Below are 2,990 nucleotides of genomic sequence, written 5' to 3'. Positions count from 1 at the left end.
GCGGAGCCGCGAGGACTGACGACGCAACGTGGCGCGGGTCGGCAGAGCACAGTTGCTCTGCCGACCCGCTTTCACGTCAACCCGGCCCTCATCTGTTGATGAATTCCAGATCCGGCCACTGCGCCAGGATCGCGTCGATAACGCTGCGGCGCAGATACCCGATGTCGTCGTCGAGCGTGACGCCGATGGCGTCGAGTCCGTCGGCGATGTCGCCGTAAGTCACTTCCGCCGTCGAGCGCGGTGCGAGGACGTAGTAGTAGGTGCGCGCGGGTGAGGCGTCGTAGTCGATCCACTTGTGGATCATCTGCCCGGGTTCGGATGCGCTGCAGCGCCGTTTCGCCCGGCCGCGGACCTTCCACACCAGCACCACGTGGTTGCCTTCGGCGTAGACGTCTTGTGTTGTTTGGCGGTCGCCGTCGTTCCAGAACACCGCGACATAGGGCTTGCCGACAACGGCGTTCTCTTCGGTTGTCGCGTCGTGCTTTTCGATCAGCAGGTCGCGCTCGAACTCGGCTTCGGCAGACATGTCGTCGGCCGCCGAGACCTGGGTGACGAACAGTTTCGACGGGCGAGGCCATTGGTGGACCTCGTGGGTGTGCTCCTCGGGCGCCTGCTCGTCGGGCTGTTCCTCGTCGTTCGGCAGGGTCACGGTCGACTGATCGAAGATGTCGCACAGCTCGCGGACCCGGGCGATCGTCAGCGGTGTGGCCCGCTGTTTCCAGTCGACGAGGCACGAGCGCGCTTCGTCGACCGTATCGGGACTGTCGGTCAGCACGACGGCCTCCTGCAGCACGGCGTGCGAGCGGTGCGAGACGTTCGCCGATCCGATGGCCACGAAGGCATCGGAGTCGTCGGTGGCCTCACACAGCAGCATCTTGGCGTGCAGATGCGGCAGCGAATACACCCGCACGTCGGCCTTGAGCCAGGCCAGCAACGAGTGCGGATTGGTCGACTGTTGCTCCACGGCCCGGACCGTGGCGTCGACGATGATCGACGATCCGGACCGCAGCGGAAGGTGGGTGTGGGCGTCGGCGCCCACGTAGGCGATGGCCGCGGTCACCGAGTGCTGCCGAGAGGCGATGAGGGGAGTGAGTTGGGTCCACACCGAACCGGCGAGGAGTCGGGCCGTGCGGTTGGTGCCAAGTCCGAGGGTGTCCACGAGCACTCACAGTAGAGGGCCGTCGCCGTGCTCCACCAGAGTGCGGCGCCCTCCGATGGTCGAGTCGATCCCGCTGAGCCGACCCCTCCGTTGGTCGAGGTGTGAGGCGCCCCAGGCGCCGAACCTCGAGACCGTGTTCCCAATGGCTGTACTGGCGGACGGTCGGTACCGATCGCGCACAGTCGACTCACTTTGGGCGTCATTCGTGGGTTCAGAGCACCATGGCGCGCGCTTCTCGTGGTAGGTAGGGGATGATGTGTCTCATGGCAATCTCAACGGGATCGCGTCGTCCCCTACATCGGGGCAGTCGGTCTTCGCTCTATGGTGGAGCTGTGTGCGCAGGGATACCTGTCCTGGTCGCATTTTGCTGTGCCAAATCGCACTCTCAACTCGGGGTCGCAGTTGTGGCGGCGATGATCATGTGTGCATCACTCACGATTCCGCGATCATGGCGATCAGCAGGGGTTCTAATCCTTATCATTTCCTCATTGGGCGCCTTCCCGATCATTGCACTTGGAGAGTCTGTCGTACTCATACCTCTGGCAAGTCTTGCCGGTCTGTTTTTCTTGGCGCTAGACGGCCACATCACACTTCAGCGAGGCACGGAACTAGCCCTCGGTGCCCTCGGTGCCTCGCTTGTGTCGACCTTAGCTGTAGGTTCCAACTCGCAGATCGTTCAGCTCGTAATCTTTCTAGTAATATCCGTCACGGTTTTCCTTGTGAGCGGAAACCTGATCCACGCTGAGCCAATGGTGATATATGCCGGGTTGGCCACTTTTGTTGCATTACAAGTTGTCATATCCATACGGGAGGTGTTTTATTCGCACTCGCCCATCTGGCGCTTATCGATGGGTGGCAGGCAATGGACATCTGACGGATTAATACCCGACTACCTTCAATCAAACATTTTTCCCGGCCTACTTCGTGGAACGGGCACGCTAGGGCATCCGCTGCCAATGGCCTTTTTCTTTGTGGTCGCATTCGCTTTTACTCTGGCGTTTAGCGATCAGCTCGATTGGCGGGTGCGTTGGATAGTATGCGGCCTAGCTATTGGCGGATGCCTCCTCGCGGGGGCGCGCAGCGCCCTAGTCGCGGTCGCGGTTGTGTTTGTAATTGCCGTATACCGTCGATCGGTGGTTGCTTCCGTATTCACTGCGGTCGTGCTTTACCTAGGGTACCAGTTAATCGGATCGCAAAAACTTCATGAAGCGTTGGGAATCGACTCATTACTGGCCTCAGGTTCGTATACTCATCGATCACGGGTCATAGCGTCACTGCCAGCACTCTTTGATCAGCCGCTTCTCCGCCTCTTATTCGGTTCGGGGTACAAAGCTGAAGGAAAAGTCATCACTGCAATACTCGGAGGTCGGTTTTCGGCAGTGGACAACCAGTTCGTTACAACTATGATTGCCAGCGGGCTAATTGGTCTTCTCCTCTTTGTGGCATGGCTCGTTCGCTCAGCATGGGTGAATCACGGTCAATTGCTATTACCGATTGTTGGTATTGTTGTGATGTTCATGTCGTTTGATGCCATGTCCTGGCACGCCACGCTGGCCTTAACGGTAGTCGTACTAGGCATAAGCGGCCAGGAGCTTGTGGGTGGTGGAAATCGTGTTCCGTCGAAGGGTGCCAATCATTGACTTGGGAATAGTAGCGGCTGCGCTCTCCGCGTCCGTCCCGAGATTGATGTCTGGGTGCCGTCCGAATCTCGAGATCTTGCTCGTTATTTGTCGTCCGTCCGGCCCGTTTGCCGCCTCAAGGCTTCTGCCGACCTAGTGGCGCGAGTTTGAAGTTGTTGGACGGTTGGCTTTTTCTAGGATCTGTTCGGCGG

At 59.5% G+C, this 2,990-nt stretch carries 2 protein-coding genes; one reads left to right on the top strand and one right to left on the bottom strand.

The window, feature by feature from the left end; translation table 11 throughout:
- Positions 1-88: 88 nt before the first annotated feature.
- The gene (locus B1964_RS28685) at positions 89-1,159 is read right to left on the bottom strand and encodes a phospholipase D-like domain-containing protein (protein WP_079932213.1); all 1,071 of its coding nucleotides are present in this window, start codon (positions 1,157-1,159) and stop codon (positions 89-91) included.
- A 719-nt stretch (positions 1,160-1,878) separates the two neighbouring features.
- On the opposite strand from B1964_RS28685, the gene B1964_RS30220 reads away from it, so the two are divergent.
- On the top strand, positions 1,879-2,799 hold the full coding sequence (locus B1964_RS30220; protein WP_139765941.1) for a hypothetical protein: 921 nt from the start codon (positions 1,879-1,881) through the stop codon (positions 2,797-2,799).
- Positions 2,800-2,990 lie beyond the last annotated feature (191 nt).

The organism is Gordonia sp. i37, assembly GCF_002043085.1.
In the GTDB taxonomy this organism is placed as follows: domain Bacteria; phylum Actinomycetota; class Actinomycetes; order Mycobacteriales; family Mycobacteriaceae; genus Gordonia; species Gordonia polyisoprenivorans.
This window is presented reverse-complemented; position numbering and strand designations above follow the sequence as displayed.